The following is a 21,303-nucleotide window of genomic DNA, read 5'->3' on the forward strand; positions in this document are numbered from 1 at the left end:
GTTCCACCTGAGAGGGCTTTCCATGATCCGAAAAAGACGCTTACTGACAGCGGTCGCGATGGTGTGTACCGCAGCATTCGTGCTGACCGCCTGCGGCTCCGATTCCGGCAGCAGCAACGAGGGCACCACGGCTGCAGGCGATCCCGTATCCGGCGGTGCCGGCCGCGCGATCATGGCGGGCGAGCCGCGGTCCCTCGACCCGGCCACGCTGTCCAACACCTGGGCACACCAGGGCATCCTCGGCAACTCGCTGTACGGCACGTTGATGATCAACGACACCAAGACCCTCGATGTCACGTACACCATGGCCGAGGACTTCTCGACCGCCGACGGTGGTGCCACGTTCAACCTGAAACTTCGCCCGAACCTGAAGTTCTCGGACGGAACACCTCTCGACGCCGAGGCGGTCAAGTTCAACTGGGAGCGCCTCAAGGACCCGGCTCTCGGTTCGACGTCTGCTCGCTACGTCGCACAGATCGCAAATTTGAGCGTCGTCGATCCGGCCAACCTCGCGGTCACGATGGTTACGCCTACCCCGCACTACTCGCAGACCCTCATCGCCAGCTCGATGAACTGGATCGCCTCACCGGCCGCACTGCAGAAGGGTCAGGCCGGATTCGACGAGAACCCCATCGGTGCCGGACCGTTCACGCTCACCAAGTGGGCGCGACAGGACTCCATCGAATTGGCAAAGAACCCCACGTATTACGACGCACCGCGCCCGTACCTGGATACCCTCACCATCCGTGTGGCCGCTGACACCAATCAGCGTTACAACACACTCTCGACCGGTGGCGCTGATCTGATCAACGAATCGAACTGGCAGACGTTGGATACCGCCGAGACCGCGGGCTTCCCGACCGAAATCGTTCCGATGGGCGGCGGCCAGTACTTGTCCATGAACTTCCGACGCGCCCCCTTCAACGACGAGCGTGCCCGTCGTGCAGTGTCACTCGCAGTTGACCTCGACGCCATGAACACCGTCGTCTACAGCGGCAAGGGCGAGGTCCCGGAGACCCTGTTCCAGGAATCCTCCCCGTTCTACGCGGACATCAAGTTGGGCGAGTACAACAAGGCCGAAGCGCAGAAGCTCTTCGACGAGCTCGCCGCTGAAGGCAAGCCTGTCTCGTTCACCTTCACGTCGTACCCGACGGCAGAGAGCAAGACCGCCGGTGAGGCACTGCAGGCACAGTTGAGCGCCTACAAGAACGTCGAGGCCAAGGTCGACGTGGTCGACTACGCCGCCGCTACCGCCAAGATGGGCACCAAGGACTTCGACATGGTGATCTCCTCCGCGATCATCCAGGATCCGGATTCCATGTGGTCGACCTTCCACAACAAGTCCCCTGGCAACATCATCGGTGTCGACGATCAGGAACTGAGCGACGCACTCGATGTCGGCCGTACCTCGCAGTCGCAGGACGAGCGCAAGGCCGCGTACACGACCGTGCAGGAGCGCCTCGCCGACCTCACCGTCGGACTCTGGTACATCCGCGCAGCACCGTCGACCGTGACGGGCAAGGACGTACAGGGCGTCACCATGTACGGCTCGGGCTCGCCGCTCACCGACGCTATGTGGATCGCGAAGTAGCCGAAAGCAATTCGACGCAGTAGCCGACTACAGATCAAAGGGCCGGATCACCATGAACTCTCAGCCACTCCTCGAAGTGAGGAACCTACGTGCCCACATCGGCACACCACGCGGAATCGTGCGTGCCGTGGACGGGGTCTCCTTGACCTTGGACCGAAGTCAAGCACTGGGAATCGTCGGTGAATCCGGCTCCGGCAAGTCCGTCATGGCACGGGCCATCATGGGCCTGATGCCACCGCGTTCGGGCCGATCAGGGGAAGTCACCTTCCAAGGACGCGATCTACTGTCGCTGACGAAGAAGGAAAAGCTCGAGATCTGGGGCAACCAGATCGCCATGGTCTTCCAAGATCCGGGCAGATCACTCAACCCTGTAGTCAAAGTGGAACGACAGATGACCGAAGGGATGCGCCGCCATCTCGGAGTCAGCCGTTCCGAAGCTCACAGTCGGGCCCTCGACCTCCTCAAGGAGGTCGGGGTGCCCGACCCCGAACGACGTCTGAGCAACTACCCCCACGAAATGTCCGGCGGCATGCGCCAACGCGTCATGATCGCGATCGCACTCGCGTGCGAGCCGGATCTGTTGATCGCCGACGAGCCCACCACGGCATTGGACGTGACGATTCAGCGCCAGATCCTGGACCTGCTGCGACGCATCCAACGCGAACGTGGCACCTCGATGCTGCTGATCAGCCACGACCTGGCTGTCGTCGCCGGCCGAACCGACCGCGTCTCCGTCATGTATGCCGGAAAGATCGCCGAAATCGGCTCCACCCGAGAAGTATTCGACGAGCCACGCCACCGCTACACCCACGCCCTCCTGGGAGCAACGCCCACCATCGACCACGAACGCCACTCACCGTTGCGTTTGATCGACGGATCGCTCCCCGACCCCACATCCCCACCCGAGGGTTGCCGCTTCGAGCCACGCTGCGGTCAGGCCGTCGCAGAGTGTTCCACTCCCGGCCTGCAGTTGGAATCAGTTGGCGCAGACCATGACGTGGCGTGCCTCAACCCGGTCGCCGTTCCGGCGTCGGCAATGTCCGGAAGGTAAAGAATCTCATGGCTGGTAGTGGTAGCGCCCATCTACGGGGCGACGACGCTCTCCTGAGTGTTCAAGATCTTGTCGTGGAATACCACACAAGTTCCGGAACCGTTCAGGCCGTATCCAAGATCAGTTTCGACGTCCTGCCCGGCGAAACCCTCGGCATCGTCGGCGAATCCGGTTGCGGAAAGTCCACCACCGGACGCGCAGTTCTGCGTCTGGACCGAGTCACCGCAGGCCGAATCCGCTTCGGCGAGGACTGGATCGAAAACGCCGACGAATCGCAGATGCGTAAACTGCGCCGCGACATGCAGATGATCTTCCAAGATCCGGTAGCGTCGCTGAACCCGCGGCGTTCCGTCAAGGACATCGTCGTCGAGGGCATGGCAGTCGCCGGCGCCCCCACCGCAGAAAAAGTCACCACCTCGGCATCGGTACTCGAACAGGTCGGCCTGTCCGGTACGCGGTTCGCAGAGATGTTGCCGCGCCAACTTTCCGGCGGCCAGGCACAGCGTGTAGCGATCGCGCGCGCACTCGCACTGAGCCCACGACTGTTGATCTGCGACGAACCCGTCTCCGCACTCGACGTCTCCGTGCAGGCACAGATCCTGAACCTCATCGAGGTACTCAAGAGCGAGTTCGACCTCACCGTTGTCTTCATCGCCCACGACCTCGGTGTGGTGCGAACGGTCAGCGACAACGTCATGGTCATGTACTTGGGCAAAGTCTGCGAATTCGGCGACTCCGTCGAGGTCTATGACGACCCCGCACACCCTTACACCCGCGCACTACTCGATTCCGTACCGCTGACCGATCCGGAGAAGGGCTTTGCCGGGCCAGCGCTGGAAGGGGATGTGCCGTCGCCGCTTTCACCGCCGAGCGGATGCCGATTCCGCACCCGGTGCCCCCAAGTCGAAGAACGTTGCGTTACGGAGGAACCTGAGATGAGAGAGGTTCGTCCCGGCCAGTTCGCAGCGTGTCACTTCCCCCTGGCTCCGGCGAGCAAGAACCTTCTGGTGGACAGCGTCGCCGGGTGAACTCGACTTGCCAGCTGCATTACTTCTGAAAGGTCGACCATGATCCGAACGAGGCGCGCACTAGCCGCGACTCTGGCCGCGGTGTGTTCCGTGGCAGTTTTTGTCAGTGCGTGCGGCACCAGCCCCGCAGAAACCACCGGAACCAGCGCCGATGCCGGTGACCCGGTAGCGGGTGGGGTGGCGCGCGCCATTGTCATCGGCGAACCTCGCACTCTCGACCCGGCTGGACTGGGTAATTCGTGGACGCGGCAAAGCCTTCTCGGAAACGCGCTGTACGGGACGTTGATGATCGAGGATCCCTCGACGCTCGACATGAAGTTCACCATGGCGACAGACTTCTCCACAGTCGACGGTGGATCGACGTTCACACTGAAACTTCGCCCCGGGCTGACATTTTCCGACGAAACACCGTTGGATGCGGCTGCCGTGAAGTTCAACTGGGATCGTCTGCGTGATCCTGCGAATCCATCCGATTCGATCAGGCAGGCGTCGCAGGTGGCGTCCACCGAGGTGGTGGACGCCACGACTCTGAACGTCGTGATGGCAGCGCCCAGTCCGGTCTTCCCACAGGCGCTGGTGACCGGTGCCATGAACTGGATCGCCTCACCAACTGCATTGCAGAAGGGGCAAGCCGCCTTCGACGAAAACCCCGTCGGTGCCGGACCGTTCACGCTGACGAGGTGGACACGCCAGGACGTCATGGAGTTGAAGAAGAACCCGCGGTACTGGGATGCACCGAAGCCGTACCTCGACGGGCTGACCCTCCGAACGGTCGCTGACGCCACGCAACGCCTCAACACGATGATCGCGGGCGGCGCAGACTTTGCCATGGAAACGAACTGGGCGAGCCTGGCTCAGGCGCAGGACGCCGGTTTGTCCACCGACACAGTATCGTTCGGCGGCGGACTCTACATGGGCATGAACGTGCGGCGCGCACCGTTCGACGACGAACGCGCCCGTCGGGCAGTCTCCATGGCTGTGGATCTCGAAGCAGTCAACACCGTGATCAACGACGGCAAAGGCGTTGTCCCGCAAACACTCTTCCCGGAAACGTCCCCGTTCTTCTCTGACATTCCACTGACGACCCCCAACAAGGAAACGGCGCAGAAACTCTTCGACGAGTTGGCCGCCGAGGGCAAACCCCTGTCCTTCACCTTCACCACCTATGCACTGCCGGAGAACAAGGCAACCGCCGAAACTGTGCAGGCGCAACTGAGCGCCTTCAAGAATGTGTCCATGGATATCGAAGTTGTGGATGCCGCGACCGGAAATTCCCGCAATGCCACTCACGATTTCGACATGATCATTGCATCGGCATTGTTCCAGGATCCCGATGCCGCGCTGTGGACCGCATTTCATTCCTCCTCGCAGGGAAACATCACCGGAATCAGCGACCAGCAACTCACCGGCGCCCTGGACGCCGGCCGTGTCGGGAAGACGATCGAGGAACGCCGCGCGGCGTACGAAACCGTGCAGAAGCGTCTGGTAGCACTCAATCCGGGTATTTGGTACGCAAAGTCTGCACCGTCGGTCATCACTGCAAAGAATGCACATGGCGTTGTGATGTACGGCTTCGGATCACCACTGCCCGAGGAGTTCTGGATGACCAACTGATCTTCCACAACTGAAGACACAACTATGGTCCCGCGAGTTGCGAACTCGCGGGACCATCTTCGTCGTCCGGCAAGGCCGAAGTCACAGGACACGCGGCGTCGATACATTCCAATGATTGTCTCGATACGAAATGTCTATTGGACGTACCGCCTGGCGCTGACTTGTAATAACAAGCACCCCTTGCCGATCAGGCAACTTCCCCGGCACGCGATTCCTCCGAAAGGCTGACGATGACTCGAGCGCAGCGAGTGTCTTTGAGAAAGTTTCGACCCACACGGCAAGCTAGAACGACACTAGTCTTGGCGTGTGCGGCGGTGCTCTTCCTGAGTGCTTGCGGCGGCGGAACTGCTGTCGATCAAACATCGACCACTGCAGGAGATCCGGTGGCCGGCGGCAGCGCAGCGCTCACGTACAACAGCGAGCCTCGCACCCTCGACCCTGCAGCACTGTCCAACACGTGGGCACACCAGGCGGTTCTGGGTAACGCACTGTACGGAACGTTGATCGTCAACAACGTCGATACCCTCGCGATCGAGTACAAGATGGCCACGGACTTCTCTACCACCGACGGCGGCCGGACCTTCATGTTGAAGCTTCGCCCGGGGCTTCAGTTCACCGACGGCACTGCGCTCGATGCCGCTGCCGTGAAGTTCAACTGGGACCGATTGCGCGACCCTGCGTTGGCATCGACGTCGCTCCGACAGGCCGCGCAGGTCGCGAGCAACGATGTGGTGGACGCAACCACACTTCGCGTCACCATGACCTCCCCCAGTCCGCACTTCCCGCAGAACCTGCTCGCCGGCGCCATGAACTGGATAGCCTCACCCACGGCTCTACAGAAGGGACAGGCGGCATTCGACGCGGAACCCGTCGGAGCCGGTCCATTCACCCTCGCCAAGTGGATGCGCCAAGATGTCATCGAACTGTCGAAGAACACGGGTTACTGGGACGCGCCACGTCCATACCTCGACAGCATTACCCTCCGCGCCGCGAGCGATAACGCTCAGCGACTCAACGCGGTCACGACTGGCGCTGTCGACGTCGCAGCAGAAACGAGTTGGGCGAACCTCGCAAAGGCAGAAGAGGCCGGATTCCCCACTCAGACGGTGCCGCTGGGCGGCGGCCAGTTCATCGGAATGAATTTCCGCCGAGCACCTTTCGACGATCCCAGGGCTCGCCGGGCAGTCATTCTCGCGATCGATCCGGAATCGGTCAATGTCGCCGTGTACAACGGCAAGGGGCAAGTTCCCGCCACCCTGTTCCAGAAGAACTCCCCCTACTTCACCGATATTGCGCTGCCGAGTCCGGACAAGGTCGAAGCTCAGAAACTGTTCGACGAACTGGCAGCCGAAGGCAAGCCTGTCTCCTTTGCCTTCACCACCTACCCGACGCCGGAAGCCAAGGCAACGGCCGAGAGCGTTCAGGCCCAGTTGAGTGCATTCGAGAACGTCGAAGCCAAGATCGATGTCGTCGACTTTGCTGCCGCCACGGCGCGCACCGCGGCGCACGATTTCGATATGACCATCACGTCTGCGCTCATCCAGGATCCGGATTCCGGTCTGTGGAACGCCTTTCACTCGACCTCACGCGGAAACACGATCGGCGTCGACGATCGAGAGCTCACCGCTGCGCTGGACGCCGGCCGCGTTGCCGAAGACCCGGCTGCGCGCAAGGAAGCGTACGAAACAGTGCAGAATCGTCTGGTCGCATTGAATCCCGGGATCTGGTACGTGCGGTCGTCCCCGTCCGTCATCACCGGCAAAAATGTACATGGCGCGCAAATGTACGGCCTTGGATCTTCACTACCCGAGGAACTCTGGTTCCAGAACTGACCCGTCAACACACCGTTCACCGAAGGAGTGGGATGTCCGCGAATGCGCACAGCCGCAAGGCACCAGAAGGTTCACCCAACGTCGTCGTCATCGTTCTCGATGATCTGGGCTTCGGCCAATTCGGCTGCTACGGTTCGGATATCGAGACTCCGAACATCGACAAACTGGCCCAGGGTGGACTGCGCTACAACCGATTTCATGTCACCGCTCTGTGCTCGCCGACGCGTGCCGCCCTCTTGACCGGGCGCAATCACCATGCCGTTGGAATGGGGTTTCTCGCCGATATCCCGACGTCGGATCCCGGCTACACCGCCAAGATTCCGCCGGAAGCGGCAACCGTCCCCCGCATCCTGCGTGACGCTGGGTGGAACACAATGGCCGTCGGCAAGTGGCACCTACTCCCGTCCGGTGAACGCAGCAGCGCCGGACCGTACGATCGGTGGCCGTCGGGACTTGGCTTCGAGAAGTACTACGGTTTCCTGCGCGGCGACGCCAACCACTGGGCTCCCGAGTTGGTCCGCGACAACTCGTACGTAGATCCTCCGAGCGGCCCAGAGGACGGCTATCACCTCACCGAAGATCTTGCAGACGAGGCTATTCGGATGGTGGTCAACCAGCAGGAGTCGGCGCCGGGCAAACCCTTCTTCCTCTATTTCGCCACCGGCGCCATGCATGCGCCGCACCATGTCGAGAGGAAATGGGCGGACGACTACGCCGGTCAATTCGACCTCGGCTGGGATCGATGGCGCCAGAACGTCTTCGAGCGGCAGGTGGCCGAAGGAATCGTCCCCGCCGATACGATACTGACGGAGCGACCGTCGTGGGTTCCGGACTGGGAGCAGCTCACCTCTGACGAGCGGCGCCTGTACTCACGTATGCACGAGGTGTACGCCGGGTTCCTGACACACACCGACGCTCAGATCGGCCGCGTCGTGGACAGTCTCGAGGAATTGGGGATCCTCGACAACACACTGATATTCGTGATGTCAGACAACGGTGCCAGTGCTGAGGGTGGGGTCGCCGGCACATCCAACGAACACCGGTTCACGCACCGCATTCACGACAACATCGAGGAGAGTCTCGATCAACTCGAGGATTGGGGTGGAATTCACGGATACCCGCACTACGCCTGGGGTTGGGCCTGGGCCGGTAACACTCCGTTCCAACTGTGGAAGCGATACACCTGGCTCGGCGGTACTCGTGTCCCGATGATTGCGCACTGGCCCAAGGGCATCAGCTCTGGCGGCGCGGTGCGTGGGCAGTTCGCGCACGTTATCGACGTCTTCCCCACAATCTTGGAAGCCTGCGGCGTCACCGCTCCCGATACAGTCGGAGGCGTCGCACAGCAGTCGGTCGACGGGGCAAGCCTGCTGTCGACGTTCAGCGACGCATCTGCTCCCGACCCGCGGACTGTTCAGTATTTCGAGATGCTCGGTTCACGATCGATCGTGGCGGACGGGTGGAAGGCAACAACCAATCACGTGTCGATGGGTGTGATGGACGAGGAACTGCTGATGGAGGGCAGTCGCGATTTCGACAACGACCGTTGGTCGTTGTTCAACCTGGAATCCGACTTCTCCGAAGCCAACGACGTGGCCGACGAATTCCCCGACGTCGTAGCGAAACTCGAGCAGCTGTGGTTCGCCGAGGCGGAACGGAACAACGTCACACCGATCGCCGACAACCTGCGGGGCCGCACTGCAAGCATTGTGCCGCGGGACTATCCCGTCGGCTCGGACATCACGCTCTATCCGAAGGGCGGTCCGGTCTCGGACGAGGCGATTCCCCGACTTTTTGCAGGCGGGCGTATCACCGCTGACGTCGATGTGGCAGCCGAGAATCCCGAGGGCGTTCTGTTTGCTCTCGGAGATTGGACCGGTGGCTTCGCGGCGTACGTCTGCGACGGGGTCCTTACCGTCACGGTGGCGACACCGGGCGGGGAGATCCTGCTCTCGGCCGATCGGAAACTCACCAGTGGACGTCATCAGCTCGGGTGTGTTCTCAGTCCTGTACCCGAAGGCGGTGCGCGCGTGCAGATTTTCGTCGACGGCAACATTGTCGGGACCGGGCACAGCGATCATTCTCTGCCCCATGCCTGGCAACACGGCGGCACATCGATGACGCTCGGGTACGACCGCGGCCTCCCGGTCAGTAACAGCTACCGTCCGCCTTTCGCGTGGAACGGAGTGCTGCACCAGGTTCGGATCGAGGCCGGTACGCAGATCATTCCGGAGAAGGATGTCATCAGAATCGCGCTCCAGGTCGAGTAGCGGGGCACCGTTCTACCTGCCGGGACACGACATCCCGGCAGGTAGACTCGCGCGCATGGAAGTACAGCAACTCCGCTGCATCGTCGCCGTTGCCGACTACGCCCATTTCACCCGCGCCGCACAGTCTTTGCACCTCACTCAACCGGCACTGTCCAATGCCATCGCGAAGCTCGAGAAGGAACTAGAGCTCAAGATTTTCGTTCGGACCCCGCGCGGGGCGGAAGTGAGCGTGGACGGCGCCAGAGTTGTCGATTCAGCCCGGCGAGTGTTGCACAGTCTCGGCGAATTGAATTCCGTCGTCGACAGCATCAAAGGCGTCACGACGGGTGCATTGCGGATCGCCACACGCCGGACGTTCATGCGTACGACCACCGAGTTGGTGCGCCGCTTTCACGAGAAGTACCCATTGGTCTCCATCGACGTCACGGATCCGATGACCGACGAGGAGGTCTTCGACGCTGTCGATCAAGGCAAGTGCGACGTGGGGTTCTGCCGGATCGGCGGACGTTTACCCGGGCTCGACTTCCAGGTCTTGTACGAGAGCGAACTGGTGGTGCTGAGCGCCGCTACTGCCGACGACTGCCCGCCGAGAGTTCTCAGTTGGCCAGACGTCGCGGAGTTGGAGTTGATCGCACCGTCTGCGGGCAGCCCTGTGCGGGTGGGGTTGGAGCGTATCTTCATCGAACAGTCATTGCAGATGAAGGTCTGCATCGAGAGCGAGAATTTCGAGTCACGCGTGGACATGGCACGAATGGGTTTGGGTTCCACGATTGCAGACCGAGTATCGGTACTCGGCTTGCCGGGGTTTCGAATCGACTCCATCAATCCCCCGATTCCCACGAAGATCGGAGTCATCAACCGAAGTCACTCGGTTCCCCCGACCGTGCACGCATTCAAATCCCTTGCGCGAGAATATTTCACGGACAACTTTCCGCAAGTAGCGCAATTCGAGCTCGGTGCACGGCCGGCGTGACATCAGATCCGAGCCGGAATGTCCCCGTGCTCACCGAGCAGGGGCGGCGGGCCGTACTCGGGTTCGTAACCAGCGACGCGGATCGGACTTCCGACCAGACGGTAGTCCCCCGCGGTCACTATCGCCTCCGGAAGCGCGTCGAGCGCGTCAGGTAGTGAACGCACTGCAGATGCGGGCACTCCTAATGGGCGCAGGCGAGATTCCCAGTTGGCGGCGGTGTCCGTGGCCAACACTTCGGTAACGGCGCCCAGTACCTCGTCTCTGCGCTCAGCTCGCTCAGCCATCGTCTCGAATCCCACGATGCCGGCTTCGCCGGCAAACGAGCGCCAGAAACCGTCGTGTGTGATGAACAGTGCGAGGTGTCCGTCTGCCGTCGGAAATAGTTGAGCGGGAACATAGTACGAATGCGCGCCTGAAGGGAGTCGACGCGGCTCCACACCGTCGTTGAGGTAGGACGACGCTCGATAGTTGAGCTGCGAGAGCATGACGTCTTGCAACGACACCTCGACCTGTCCCCCACTACCCGATACGATCTGCGCCAGAAGTCCAAGAGCCGCAGTAAGTCCGGAGGAATTGTCTGCCGAGGAGTATCCGGGAAGCGTCGGCGGACCGGACGGGTCCCCGGTCAGCGAAGCTACGCCGGTTGCTGCCTGAATGACGTAGTCGAAGGCAGGATCGTCACCGGCGGCCAGCCCGAATCCGGTAAGTGCAACGCATACGATTTGTTCGTTCCATTTACGCAGAGCCTCGTAGGTCAGGCCGTACCGGTGGATGGCCGACGGTTTCAGGTTTGCCAGCAGCGCATCGGATTCCTCCACCAATTCGCCGAGTCGCGCCTGCCCGGCCTCTGTCGTGAGGTCGATGCAGATACTCCGCTTGCCGCGATTGAGGCTCGCGAAGTAAGAATCGCTGACCTGGCGCGATATGTCTCCACTCGGCGGTTCGATCTTGATGACATCTGCGCCGAGATCAGCCAGCATCATGGTCGCGTACGGTCCGGCGAGCATGTGCCCGATCTCGAGGATCCGGATGCCTGCCAGCGGCCCGGAGGTCACCGGAACTCCGCTGCGATCTGTGCGATCACTTCGCGCGTCCGGTATTTGGAGGCGATCAGCTCGTCCCGGTTGTCACCGATGGGGAGTAGTCGCATCGAAAGATCGGTAACCCCGGCAGCCTCGTAGCTGCGGAATCCCTCGAGTATCGCATTCTCGTCACCCACAACGCACAGATCACCAATGTCCTTGGCGCCACCCTTTTCCAAGAGTTTCTGATAGTTCGGCGACACCTCGGCTTCACCGAGGATCCGGTTGGCTCGCTCGCGCGCTTTGTCGACTTCGGACGGACTGCACAGACAGACCGGGATGCCGGCGATGATGCGCGGATCGGGACGGCCGGCGTCGGCTGCTGCCTTGCTGATCCGAGGAACGACGTGATCTTCGATCGCACGCTGGTCTGCCATCCACAGTATGGTTCCGTCGGCGCGCTCGCCGGCGATCTTCAGCATGACTGGTCCGAGAGCGGCAACCAGAACTGGCATCGGAGATACGGGACCGATCTCGAGCGGATTGTGCACCGTGAACGTCGAGTTCTCCACGTCTACCGGACCGGGGCCGTTGAGGGCAGCGGCAAGGACCTCGAGGTAGTCGCGGGTGAGCCCGGCCGGCTTGTCGTAGGGCAAGCCGAGCATGTCCTCGATGATCCAGTGATGCGACGGACCGACACCGAGCGCCAACCGCCCGTCGGTTGCCGCGTGAGCCGAGAGTGCTTGCCGCGCCAGTGCAATCGGATGTTGTGCCTGCAGCGGAACCACGGCTGTGCCGATTTCGATTCTCGACGTCCGCGTGCCCATCAGGGACACAGCCGTCAACGCGTCGAAGTCGCTGGGAACCTGCGGCACCCAGACACTGTCGAGACCGGCGGCCTCTGCCCACTCCACGTCCGCCATCATGCGGGCGACCTTCTTCGCGGAGTCGCCCCGCTCGGGGCCGATCATCACTCCGATGCGCACGGTTCCTCCAGATTTGCTGTTGCCGATGTTTCAGTCAATGCGCGTACTCCGCTGACCAGTTCTTCCAGTGAAGCGCCGGTGGGAAACACTGCCGAGGCACCGGCCTCGAGCAGGCGCGGCACATCCGACTGCGGGATTGTGCCGCCTACAACAACTTTGATGTCTCCTGCGTCCGCAGCCCGAAGAGCCTCGACGGTTCGAGATGTGAGCGCGACGTGAGCACCGGAGAGAATACTGAGTCCGACAACGGCCACATCTTCTTGTAGTGCAATGGTGACGATGTCTTCGACCGTTCGCCTGATACCGGTATAGATAACTTCGAATCCTGCGTCGCGCAACGCTCGCGCAACGATCTTGGCACCACGGTCGTGGCCGTCGAGGCCTGGCTTTGCAACAAGAACGCGGGCGCTCATCAGAACACCACCGGCTGCTGGAATTCGCCCCATACTGCCTTGAGGGACGAAACCATCTCGCCGACTGTGCAGTACGCGTTGGCGCAGTCGATCAACTTGTGCATCAGATTGTCCGTTCCTTCCGCTGCTCGGGACAGTGCCGTCAGTGACCTCGCCACCTCGTCAGGATCACGGTCCGCTTTGACCCTCGCGAGCCGTTTCAGTTGCAGCTCACGCCCTTCGGCGTTGAGCTCGTAAGTCGAAATCTCCGGCGCGGGTTCCTCGGAGACAAACCGGTTGACACCGACAACCGGCTTTACGCCCGATTCGACGTCCTTGTGGAGTTGGTAGGCCTCATCGGCGATCAGCCCCTGCAAATAGCCGTCCTCGATGGCTCGAACCATGCCGCCGTGCGCCTCGAGATCCGCCATGATCTCGATGAGCCGCTCTTCCGTTGCGTCCGTAAGGGCTTCGACGAAGTAGGACCCACCGAGCGGGTCGGCCACCCGCGTCACTCCGGTCTCGTAAGCGAGGATCTGCTGGGTACGCAGGGCCAACGTTGCGGACTCTTCACTGGGAAGAGCAAAGGGCTCGTCCCAGGCCGCTGTGAACATGGACTGGACGCCGCCGAGTACCGACGCCATGGACTCGTACGCCACACGCACGAGGTTGTTCTGCGCCTGAGGCGCGTACAGCGACGCGCCACCGGCGACACAACCGAATCGGAACATCGACGCCTTGTCGGTGGTGGCGCCGTAACGCTCGCGGACGATGGTGGCCCAACGACGGCGTCCGGCACGATATTTGGCGATCTCCTCGAAGAAGTCGCCGTGCGTGTAGAAGAAGAACGAAATCTGCGGCGCAAACTCGTCGATGGTCATGCGTCCACGCTCGACCACTGTGTCGCAGTAGGTGACACCGTCCGCGAGGGTGAAGGCCATCTCCTGGACGGCGGTGGCGCCGGCATCACGGAAGTGCGCTCCGGCCACCGAGATTGCATTGAACCTGGGCACCTCGGCGGCGCAGAACTCGATGGTGTCGGCAATCAACCGCAGCGACGGCTCCGGGGGCCAGATCCACGTACCTCGGGAGGCATATTCCTTCAGGATGTCGTTCTGGATTGTCCCGGTGAGCTTCTCCCGCGGAACACCCTTGCGTTCAGCGGCAGCCACGTAGAACGCCAGCAGAATCGCGGCCGTTCCGTTGATCGTGAAACTGGTGCTGATCTTGTCGAGCGGGATGTCCTCGAACAGCACCTCCGCGTCGGCAAGGGTATCGACGGCTACACCGACGCGCCCGACTTCTTCGGTGACCTCTGGGTCATCGGAGTCGTAGCCGCATTGGGTGGGCAGGTCGAGGGCAACCGAGAGTCCGGTGCCGCCTTGCGCGAGGAGATAGCGATAGCGAGCGTTGGACTCTTCCGCGGTGCCGAACCCGGAGTACTGCCGAAAAGTCCACAAGCGCCCTCGATATCCCGAGGAGAAGTTGCCGCGGGTGAAGGGGTACGCGCCCGGTGCGGGCGGATCGACAGTCCTGTCCTCCGGTCCGTAGACCGGAGCGAGAGGGATGCCGGACGAGGTTTCCGTGAAGTCGTTCATCGTTGAATACGGTACTTGCAAAAAATGAGAATGCCAATACCATTCCAGAGAACGAGAACTTAGGAGAACGATGCCCAGCCAGAACGCACTCACCGATCGCACCTTGGTCATTTCCGGCGGAAGCCGTGGAATCGGCCTTGCCATCGCCACCGCAGCAGCCAAGTACGGAGCGAACGTCGTTCTGCTCGCCAAGACCGGCGAACCACACCCGAGACTTCAGGGAACCGTGCACACAGCCGTCGAAGGCATCCAAGCTACCGGCGGAAAGGCCGTTGCCGTCGTCGGCGACGTCCGGAAAGAAGAAGACGCCAGGCGCGCTGTCGCCGTCGCGGTCGAGAATTTCGGTGGCGTCGACATCTGCGTCAACAATGCGAGTGCAATAGCCCTCGAAAGCACGGAAAACCTGCCGGCAAAGAAGTACGACCTCATGCAGGAAATCAATTCGCGAGGCACGTTCCTACTCACACAGGCCGCCCTGCCACACCTGCGCGAGTCGGAAAACGCACACATCCTCACCATCGCACCACCGGTGAACATGAACCCGTACTGGCTCGGCGCACACCCCGCATACACGCTCTCGAAGTACGGAATGAGCCTGCTCACCTTGGGCTTTGCGGCGGAATTTGCCGACGCCGGCATCGCCGCGAATTGCTTGTGGCCACAGACGTACATCGCCACTGCAGCGGTCGCCAACATGGCCGACGGAGACAGCCTGCTGTCCTCGTCACGTAGTCCGGAAATCATGGCCGACGCGGCCGTCGAGATCTTCTCCCAGCCGTCCACGAAGACCACCGGCAACTGCTTCATCGACGCCGATGTACTCATCGAGTCGGGAATCACGGACCTGTCGGTCTACGGCGGCGGCGACAATCCGCAGCTTGATCTGTTCCTGGACTGATTCGAACACACTGCAGCGGGTGTATGTGATCGTAGGTAACATACACTCGTTGTGGCCGAAGCACGGCTGCCGACTGCGAGGGGACAGCTGTGTTGGATACGAGGCGTTTGATCACGAGTGCTCGTAACGCGTGGGGTCTGTCCTTCGGCGACGGAGTCGAAGGGCGCCGGCGCACCCCGTCCACCCTGATCTCCGAAGGTCCGCACCGCGATCTGTACCGCTTCGGAGAAATCCAGGGACGACCCGTACTCCTGGTGCCCCCGTTGGCTGTCCCCGCATATTGTTACGATCTCCGGCCCGGCCAGAGTCTCGCTTCCCATCTCGTTCGAGGTGGACATACGCCGTACGCGCTCGACTACGGAACGATGCAATACACAGATCGGCACATGGGATTTGAATCCTGGATCGACGGCATCATCCCCGATGCCATACGTGCGGTCTCCGAATTGCACGACGGCACAGATGTTTCCGTCATCGGCTGGAGCCTCGGTGGAACCATGACGCTGTTGACCGCGTCGGCTCACTCCGACCTGCCGATAGCGTCGATCACGGCGATCGGCACCCCGGTCGACTACACCAAAATTCCCACAATCAGCCCACTTCGGCTGATCGGTGGATACACCGGCGATCGCCCACTCACGACGGCCACCGATCTGATCGGCGGGCTTCCTGCTCCCCTGGTGCAAGCCAGTTATCGCGTGACCGCGCCGCAACGGGAACTACTCAAGCCGTGGTTCATCGCCAAGAACCTGCACAACACCGAGACCCTTGCCCGCATGGAATCGATCGACACCTTCATGGCGGACATGCCCGGCTACCCTGGGCGGGCATTCAGGCAGATCTGTAGGCAGCTCATCCTGGGAAACGGGTTGTACAAGAACACAATCGTTCTGGGAGGCCGAAGCATCGACCTGTCCGAACTGAATGTGCCGGTACTCGCCATCGGCGGAACATCCGATGTCATCGCACCCGCCGCCTCGGTGGCGGCAATCCGGTCGGTCCTGACCGGATCACCGTCCGTTCGATTCGAGGAGGTGCCGGGAAGCCACCTCGGCATTGTGGCCGGCCCGACGTCAGAGAACTCCACCTGGGCGCACATCGACAGCTTCTTGAAAGACGTTACCCAGCAGATGGTTACGGCTCTCTAGATACACGTTCACTTCGCCATGTCGAGCCAACCCACAAAGCCGGACGGGTCGTGGCGCCCCATGACGGCGTGTTCGAACATGCCCCACCCCTCGGACCCGTTGCAGGTTGCCCGCGCGATGTGGTCGATTGTTCCGTAGGGAAGCTTGGCAACGATCGCCGGGTCGGTGAGGTCGTACACCGACGACGAGCTCCAGTTACGGCCGCGCCATTCTCCATGCGTCCAGTCGCTGTCGCCGCCGTAGCCGGCACCGACGTTGAGAGCAACAAATCCGATGGTGTCGATATCGACAACCAGAGCCTCACCGGCTGGCGTAGTCAGGTGAATACGTGCGCTCTCGGGATGCCTGGTCCCGGGTCGGTACGCGATTTCGGTACGCGGCCAACCCAATTGCTCGACTCGTCCGTCCGGGAAGGTCCGCGTCGCGTGGCTCAGAGTGCGGTAGCCGTCGGGGCTTTCCTGCACGATGATCATCAGCGCAAAATCTTCGAATCGAAGCGGCACATACGTCCACCAGTGACCGCCGGGGGGCTCGTCGCCCATGCGGCCCGCTGGATCCGGCTCGCCGACGGGTCTGATCCCCCACGAGCGGTCACGACTTCCCGTCCACACTGCCGGATCGACGGCAATATCGGTGCCGCGCACGCTCATCATGCCGGACCAACTGCCGACCTGTGCAAAGCGGGTGGCGTCGAGGATCGCTCGCGGACCCGACATCAAAGTGTGGTGTTCCTCGAGAACCGAATCGAAGGCACCCTCCCATGTCATGTCGAAGGAAAGGTCTTCATGTTCGCAGACAACCCGCAAGGTCTGCAGCGGCTTGATCACCTCGACCCGGTACCCACCTACTTCGGTCTTCGTCGACGCACCGTCGTGTGCATCCGAAAATCGCACTGCCACTTGCGTATCACCGGTGCGGACGGTGGCAAATGCGTCGACGACGCCGAGGTTGGGGTACACCCCGAGTCCGGTCACGAGGAAGACGTCCCCGGTGCGGTCGTGGGCGTTGAAGTAGCATCGGTCGTAGAAATTGCGGTCCGTGCTGGCAACGCGCGCCATGGACAGCGGCGCCTGGTGCACCGGGTATTCGTCCAGATCGATCGGCTTCATTTCTTGTCCCATTCGTAGGTTCCATCGATGAGGTCGGCAAGCATGCGGTGATGCAGTACGTATTCGTCGGGATTCTCCGGAGCCTCTATCTCCCCGAAGTGGATTCGACGTCGAGCGATCTGTGACATGACGATTCCGTGCCGCAACGCCGCGTACACCAGATAGAAGTCGAGGTCACGAACCGTCACACCCGTCGCCTGCTCGTATTGTGCGACTACGTCTTCGCGTCGGAACATCTTCGGCAGTCCGGGCCTGGAGAACTGTTCCGCCAGGTCCTGGAACTGACGGTGGAAGAATATGAACCAACCGAGATCAACTTCGCGCGGCGCCCCGGCTGCTGATTCCCAGTCGAGGACCGCGACCGGAGTGGTTCCTTGGAACATGATGTTGCCAACCCGAGAGTCACCCCAGCACAACACATCTGCACTCGGCTCTTTCGGCCAGTGGGCTTCGAGCCATTCGAAAGCAGCTTCCAACAGCGGGATTCGTAGTCCGTCGTCGCGGCGGGTCCAGTCGTAGTATGCACGCTCGCCCTCGAAGTGTCGGCGCAGGCCTGACATGCCACTCAGAAAGGGCAGTTCTGCGTCGATGCCGTGAATCCGCGCCAGAATATCGATACTGCTCGACTGAACACGCGCCTGGTCTTCACTGCTCGATTCCAGAAGCCATCCACCAAATACGTAGGGCGGGTTGTCCACCGGGACTGCGCCGGTCACTCGGTCCATGACCAGGAACGGGGTCCCGAGGGCTTCTGGTGAGGTCTCGACCCAGCGAACGTGCGGGACGGGCACGTCACTTCGCTCGCGTACCGCGGTCAGGACATCGAACTGATATTGGAGGTCGTACGTGGGGAAAACAGGAAACGCCGAGACCTCAGGTGCCAGTCGCGCTACCAACTGTGCCGTCTGCGAGGTTCCGTCCTCGGTCCAGTCCAGATCGAACAGCACTGAGACACTGGACATTCCCGAATGGGCCGGCCTGCTCACGTTGTACACACGCACATCGGTGGCGGCGCCGAGCGTTCCGACAAGCCACTTTTCGAGTTGCGCAGAGACAACCTCGAGGTCGGTCTCCGTTGTGGTGATCGACGCTTCCACGTCGTCCGGCATGCTCGTTGTCACTTCAGGGAGCCTTCCTCCACTCGATTCACGTTCGCGCCGCATCTTCGACTCCGAGAAAATCGCCGGCAGCGTCAAAAGTTCCGTGATTGGGCTAAACTTTCTGTACTGCAGGCCAAATATAGACTTGAGTTTAGTTTTGTGGAAGGTTTTCGGGAGAATTGATGACCGACGAACAGATGCCGCTCTCACGCCGCGAGCGCAACAAGTACGAGACACGCCAGCGACTCCTGAGCGCAGCCCGCACATTGTTTGCCGAAAGGGGCGTTTCAGGTACCACCATCGATGACCTCGCCGAAGCAGCCGATGTCTCGCGCGCGACGTTCTTCAATTACTTCCCCAGCAAGGATGCGGTGGTCTCGGCACTACACGACGGCCACATGCAGAAGCTGGGCGTTCTGATCGACGGACTGCTCGAGCGTGAAATGACGACAAATGAACGGATTCGCCTCGTCCTCGAAGACGTCGCCGACGCAACGCACAGATTCAGGGAGTACCTCCGCGCCGGCGAACTCGAGCGAGACCCGGCGCGCGAACAGATCAGTCCCGAACGCACCGAACAGTTCCACGATCAAATCCGTCGACTACTCGATCGCGGAATCGTCGACGGCGAAGTGCGCACGGACTTCTCGGCCCATTTTCTCGCTCAGACAGCTGCTGCCGTGTATATCTCATCGGTTCAGTACTCGCGGCCGCCAGCAGCCGACAACACGGATAACACCGGCAGCTTCGACGACGCTCTACGTTTCATCGCCGAAGCACTCGAACCGCGAGACGCTATCTCGTGATTCCGGCTGCGACGGCACTCTTGTGCCAGTCCGGGAATTCGCTCAACAACCGTGAATAGAGCTCGGAGTCGGAAACGGAATCGATGTCGTCGAGGGCAAAGAACCCGGCGTTGTCGACCACTCGCCCGTCCATGTCGTCGAGCTTCTCGAGCACTCCGTACTTGGCCTTGCCGATCCCGACGAACTGCCAGAACGCCGGTAGCGCCGACGCGTCGCGCATCAGAGCCGTAATTTCCCGACGCTCGGTGAATCCTCCGTCGGTGAAGAAGAGGACAAGCGTTGGCGCCGTACCGGAGCGCAAGCCGGAGACGATTTCCGTCATGATCGGAATTTCGCGGTTGGACGCACCGATCGCGTCGTAGTCGAATCCGCCGTGCGATCCGCGCAGGTGCAGGTATTCGTCCGACCAGGATTCGGCGTCGTGCACCGATATCTCCGGAAGTTTATGGAAGCCAACCGCATACAGGTACGGCTCGAGCTTGCCGTCGTCGTCGAGTTGGATCGCGACGGGAACCATTCGCTCGACGACCCGGTGAACCACCTTCGACCTGTACTGCTTGCTCATGCTGCCGGTTTTGTCGATCACCAGGATCACGCGGGCTCGGATTCCGTTGCCGCCCTTGGTCAACAGCACCTTCGCGACTTCTCGTTTACGAAGATCGAGCTTCTCACGCTTGACCATCGACAGCTTGGCTTCGTCGGGAACGCTGCGAATACCGTCCGTCGAGGCTTCTGCAGGCTCATCGTCGACCGAGACCCCGAAAGTCGTTACCAGGTCCGCCAATCCCCCGTCCCACCCGGCTGAGACGTTGCGGATCTTCCATGCCTCACCGCGGCGGTAGATCTCGACTAGCACAGCCGCCCGTTCGGTGGTCAAGCCCAGCGCAGGGGCAGCGATCCGTTCACCGCCTGCCTGATCGCCCCCTGCCTGATCAACCATGGCCCCCAACTGCGGCACGTCGGCAAGAGCACCGGACACATTGCCGTCGAGCGCGACCGCAACGCTGAGTATCATGATGCCGGCCGGCACGCCGGCGCTGTCGATCTCGACAACTCCTCCGTCGCTCAGGCGTACCGCACCTTCCGGCGAATTCGGCTGATTGAAAAAGATGAAATCCGCGTCGCTGCGGACCTTGTTGTTGCCGTCGAGCTGGAAAACCATCAGGTCGACGCTGCCAGGGGCGGCACCCGTCACCGCCACTCTCAGCGTGTGTCCGTCGACCGTTGTGTTCGCTCCGCGTACCAACTCCATGCGGGAACACTATCGAGATCCGGACCTCTCAGAGCGTTCAGGAATAGATTCCGCCCTCCCAGCGTAATAGTTGAGTAAGCAATACTTGCGTAAGCAAATAAATCGAGGAGCGAGGGCGATGGACCAGGACAAACAGACGCGCGGCCGGGTGTGGCGCAATCTTGTCGTCGCGCACAGCGTCATCCTCGGAAAAATGGAGGCTGACCTGCGCGCAAACACCGGGCTGACGCTCGGTCAGTACGACGTACTGCTGCGACTGCACGAAGCCCCCGGCAATTCACTGCGTATGGGCGACCTCGCCCAGCAAGTCCTGGTGACCACCAGTGGCGTCACCCGAGTCGCGGATCGACTAGTCAACGCCGGACTGGTGGAGCGAGTGCGCCCCGACGCCGACCGACGGGTCGTCACGGTCTCGATGACGCCCGCAGGCAAGGAAACTCTGCGAGCCGCATCTGCCATTCATTCGCGCGGAATAGCGGAGTACTTCGCCGACCTGGTCGAAGCGGAAGAACTTCCGGTCCTCGATCGCTTCTTCAGCCGCCTCGCAGCTCACCACACCACAACAACTGACACCTGTGATGTCGGCGGCACGCGCCTCCCCATCACCCCCACGACACGATAGAGAGAATCACC

General features: G+C 61.5%; 18 protein-coding genes. 11 read left to right on the top strand and 7 right to left on the bottom strand.

Annotated features, from left to right (window positions below; translation table 11 throughout):
• The first annotated feature begins 22 nt into the window (after nucleotides 1–22).
• The 7 genes from RG2_RS26785 (at nucleotide 23) to RG2_RS26815 (ending at nucleotide 10,359) form a co-directional block, all read left to right on the top strand.
• The gene (locus tag RG2_RS26785; RefSeq protein WP_033236996.1) at nucleotides 23–1,591 is read left to right on the top strand and encodes an ABC transporter substrate-binding protein; all 1,569 of its coding nucleotides are present in this window, start codon (nucleotides 23–25) and stop codon (nucleotides 1,589–1,591) included.
• 52 nt (nucleotides 1,592–1,643) lie between these two features.
• Nucleotides 1,644–2,642: an ABC transporter ATP-binding protein gene (locus RG2_RS26790; protein WP_033236997.1), complete on the top strand. Its 999-nt coding sequence runs from the start codon at nucleotides 1,644–1,646 to the stop codon at nucleotides 2,640–2,642.
• Nucleotides 2,643–2,650: 8 nt separating this feature from the next.
• Nucleotides 2,651–3,670 (top strand): ABC transporter ATP-binding protein, encoded by a 1,020-nt coding sequence (locus tag RG2_RS26795; RefSeq protein ID WP_033236998.1) that lies wholly within the window; start codon nucleotides 2,651–2,653, stop codon nucleotides 3,668–3,670.
• A gap of 39 nt (nucleotides 3,671–3,709) precedes the next feature.
• Nucleotides 3,710–5,284 (top strand): ABC transporter substrate-binding protein, encoded by a 1,575-nt coding sequence (locus tag RG2_RS26800; protein ID WP_033236999.1) that lies wholly within the window; start codon nucleotides 3,710–3,712, stop codon nucleotides 5,282–5,284.
• Between the two features lie 383 nt (nucleotides 5,285–5,667).
• Nucleotides 5,668–7,116 carry an ABC transporter substrate-binding protein gene (locus RG2_RS26805; RefSeq protein WP_230590431.1) on the top strand — a complete coding sequence of 483 codons (1,449 nt, stop codon included), beginning with the start codon at nucleotides 5,668–5,670 and terminating at the stop codon, nucleotides 7,114–7,116.
• Nucleotides 7,117–7,148: 32 nt separating this feature from the next.
• Nucleotides 7,149–9,386, top strand: coding sequence for an arylsulfatase (locus RG2_RS26810; RefSeq protein ID WP_072782747.1), 2,238 nt, complete (start codon nucleotides 7,149–7,151; stop codon nucleotides 9,384–9,386).
• 55 nt (nucleotides 9,387–9,441) lie between these two features.
• On the top strand, nucleotides 9,442–10,359 hold the full coding sequence (locus RG2_RS26815) for a LysR family transcriptional regulator (RefSeq protein WP_033237001.1): 918 nt from the start codon (nucleotides 9,442–9,444) through the stop codon (nucleotides 10,357–10,359).
• A gap of 2 nt (nucleotides 10,360–10,361) precedes the next feature.
• Here RG2_RS26815 and RG2_RS26820 read toward each other — a convergent pair whose 3' ends face one another.
• The 4 genes from RG2_RS26820 to RG2_RS26835 are packed head-to-tail and all read right to left on the bottom strand — an operon-like array spanning nucleotide 10,362 to nucleotide 14,357.
• Entirely contained in the window at nucleotides 10,362–11,414 is a 1,053-nt protein-coding gene (locus tag RG2_RS26820) for a CaiB/BaiF CoA transferase family protein (protein ID WP_033237002.1), read from the bottom strand.
• Entirely contained in the window at nucleotides 11,411–12,367 is a 957-nt protein-coding gene (locus RG2_RS26825; protein WP_033237003.1) for an LLM class F420-dependent oxidoreductase, read from the bottom strand. The genes RG2_RS26820 and RG2_RS26825 overlap by 4 nt, the downstream gene beginning before the upstream one ends.
• Nucleotides 12,352–12,780 (bottom strand): cobalamin B12-binding domain-containing protein, encoded by a 429-nt coding sequence (locus RG2_RS26830; RefSeq protein WP_033237028.1) that lies wholly within the window; start codon nucleotides 12,778–12,780, stop codon nucleotides 12,352–12,354. The genes RG2_RS26825 and RG2_RS26830 overlap by 16 nt, the downstream gene beginning before the upstream one ends.
• Nucleotides 12,780–14,357 (bottom strand): methylmalonyl-CoA mutase family protein, encoded by a 1,578-nt coding sequence (locus RG2_RS26835; RefSeq protein ID WP_033237029.1) that lies wholly within the window; start codon nucleotides 14,355–14,357, stop codon nucleotides 12,780–12,782. The genes RG2_RS26830 and RG2_RS26835 overlap by 1 nt, the downstream gene beginning before the upstream one ends.
• Nucleotides 14,358–14,427: 70 nt before the next feature.
• On the opposite strand from RG2_RS26835, the gene RG2_RS26840 reads away from it, so the two are divergent.
• Both RG2_RS26840 and RG2_RS26845 read left to right on the top strand, forming a co-directional pair.
• Nucleotides 14,428–15,255: an SDR family oxidoreductase gene (locus RG2_RS26840; RefSeq protein ID WP_033237004.1), complete on the top strand. Its 828-nt coding sequence runs from the start codon at nucleotides 14,428–14,430 to the stop codon at nucleotides 15,253–15,255.
• Nucleotides 15,256–15,344: 89 nt separating this feature from the next.
• A complete protein-coding gene (locus tag RG2_RS26845; protein WP_033237005.1) occupies nucleotides 15,345–16,403 on the top strand; it encodes an alpha/beta fold hydrolase in 1,059 nt (352 codons plus the stop codon).
• 8 nt (nucleotides 16,404–16,411) lie between these two features.
• On the opposite strand, the gene RG2_RS26850 is transcribed toward RG2_RS26845, so the two are convergent.
• Together RG2_RS26850 and RG2_RS26855 are read right to left on the bottom strand one after the other, a co-directional pair.
• On the bottom strand, nucleotides 16,412–17,524 hold the full coding sequence (locus RG2_RS26850; RefSeq protein WP_230590433.1) for an Rv3169 family protein: 1,113 nt from the start codon (nucleotides 17,522–17,524) through the stop codon (nucleotides 16,412–16,414).
• Nucleotides 17,509–18,633, bottom strand: coding sequence for a phosphotransferase family protein (locus RG2_RS26855; protein WP_230590435.1), 1,125 nt, complete (start codon nucleotides 18,631–18,633; stop codon nucleotides 17,509–17,511). Before RG2_RS26855 ends, RG2_RS26850 begins: the two co-directional genes overlap by 16 nt.
• A 161-nt stretch (nucleotides 18,634–18,794) precedes the next feature.
• Between RG2_RS26855 and RG2_RS26860 the strand changes: the two genes are divergently transcribed.
• Nucleotides 18,795–19,418 carry a TetR/AcrR family transcriptional regulator gene (locus RG2_RS26860; protein WP_033237008.1) on the top strand — a complete coding sequence of 208 codons (624 nt, stop codon included), beginning with the start codon at nucleotides 18,795–18,797 and terminating at the stop codon, nucleotides 19,416–19,418.
• Here RG2_RS26860 and RG2_RS26865 read toward each other — a convergent pair.
• Nucleotides 19,408–20,670: a vWA domain-containing protein gene (locus RG2_RS26865; RefSeq protein WP_033237009.1), complete on the bottom strand. Its 1,263-nt coding sequence runs from the start codon at nucleotides 20,668–20,670 to the stop codon at nucleotides 19,408–19,410. The genes RG2_RS26860 and RG2_RS26865 overlap by 11 nt on opposite strands.
• Before the next feature lie 118 nt (nucleotides 20,671–20,788).
• Here RG2_RS26865 and RG2_RS26870 point away from each other — a divergent pair, with 118 nt between their 5' ends.
• On the top strand, nucleotides 20,789–21,292 hold the full coding sequence (locus RG2_RS26870) for a MarR family winged helix-turn-helix transcriptional regulator (RefSeq protein ID WP_033237010.1): 504 nt from the start codon (nucleotides 20,789–20,791) through the stop codon (nucleotides 21,290–21,292).
• Nucleotides 21,293–21,303 lie beyond the last annotated feature (11 nt).

This window comes from Rhodococcus globerulus NBRC 14531 (genome assembly GCF_001894805.1).
GTDB classification, from domain to species: Bacteria; Actinomycetota; Actinomycetes; order Mycobacteriales; family Mycobacteriaceae; genus Rhodococcus_F; species Rhodococcus_F globerula.

What these genes read in the sequence shown, in the direction of transcription:
- RG2_RS26785 (WP_033236996.1), top strand. Translation starts at nt 23, where the DNA reads ATGATCCGAAAAAGACGCTTACTGACAGCGGTCGCGATGGTGTGTACC.
- RG2_RS26790 (WP_033236997.1), top strand. Translation starts at nt 1,644, where the DNA reads ATGAACTCTCAGCCACTCCTCGAAGTGAGGAACCTACGTGCCCACATC.
- RG2_RS26795 (WP_033236998.1), top strand. Translation starts at nt 2,651, where the DNA reads ATGGCTGGTAGTGGTAGCGCCCATCTACGGGGCGACGACGCTCTCCTG.
- RG2_RS26800 (WP_033236999.1), top strand. Translation starts at nt 3,710, where the DNA reads ATGATCCGAACGAGGCGCGCACTAGCCGCGACTCTGGCCGCGGTGTGT.
- RG2_RS26810 (WP_072782747.1), top strand. Translation starts at nt 7,149, where the DNA reads ATGTCCGCGAATGCGCACAGCCGCAAGGCACCAGAAGGTTCACCCAAC.
- RG2_RS26815 (WP_033237001.1), top strand. Translation starts at nt 9,442, where the DNA reads ATGGAAGTACAGCAACTCCGCTGCATCGTCGCCGTTGCCGACTACGCC.
- RG2_RS26830 (WP_033237028.1), bottom strand. Translation starts at nt 12,780, where the DNA reads ATGAGCGCCCGCGTTCTTGTTGCAAAGCCAGGCCTCGACGGCCACGAC.
- RG2_RS26835 (WP_033237029.1), bottom strand. Translation starts at nt 14,357, where the DNA reads ATGAACGACTTCACGGAAACCTCGTCCGGCATCCCTCTCGCTCCGGTC.
- RG2_RS26840 (WP_033237004.1), top strand. Translation starts at nt 14,428, where the DNA reads ATGCCCAGCCAGAACGCACTCACCGATCGCACCTTGGTCATTTCCGGC.
- RG2_RS26850 (WP_230590433.1), bottom strand. Translation starts at nt 17,524, where the DNA reads ATGGGACAAGAAATGAAGCCGATCGATCTGGACGAATACCCGGTGCAC.
- RG2_RS26860 (WP_033237008.1), top strand. Translation starts at nt 18,795, where the DNA reads ATGACCGACGAACAGATGCCGCTCTCACGCCGCGAGCGCAACAAGTAC.
- RG2_RS26865 (WP_033237009.1), bottom strand. Translation starts at nt 20,670, where the DNA reads ATGGAGTTGGTACGCGGAGCGAACACAACGGTCGACGGACACACGCTG.
- RG2_RS26870 (WP_033237010.1), top strand. Translation starts at nt 20,789, where the DNA reads ATGGACCAGGACAAACAGACGCGCGGCCGGGTGTGGCGCAATCTTGTC.